Annotated in this window: 1 protein-coding gene; it reads right to left on the reverse strand. The window is 64.0% G+C overall.

From position 1 onward, the window contains the following. On the reverse strand, positions 1–378 hold a 378-nt coding region (locus tag ACLJNW_RS23505), incomplete at both ends, for an ATP phosphoribosyltransferase regulatory subunit (RefSeq protein WP_410961126.1).

Consider the following 378-nt stretch of genomic DNA (forward strand, 5'->3'; position numbering starts at 1 on the left):
TTCCACGCCCATGGCGAAACCGACACCCGGGGTCGGCTTGCCGCCGAACTGGCTGACCAGCCCGTCGTAGCGGCCACCGCCGCAAACGGTGCCCTGGGCGCCAAGCTTGTCGGTGACCCACTCGAAAGCCGTGCGGCAGTAATAGTCCAGGCCGCGCACCAGCTTCTGGTTGATTTCGTAGCGAAGTCCGACAGCATCCAGGCGGGCATTGAGACCCTCGAAGTGGGCGATCGATTCTTCGTCGAGATAGTCGTGCAGGGTCGGCGCGCCAACCAGCAACGCCTGGGTGCTCTCCACCTTGCTGTCGAGGATTCGCAGCGGATTGGTGGTCATGCGCCGCTGGCTGTCTTCGTCGAGTTGCTCGAAGCGCTCCTGCAG

Source organism: Salmonella sp. SAL4457 (assembly GCF_046548235.1).
In the GTDB taxonomy this organism is placed as follows: Bacteria; Pseudomonadota; Gammaproteobacteria; order Enterobacterales; family Enterobacteriaceae; genus Salmonella; species Salmonella enterica.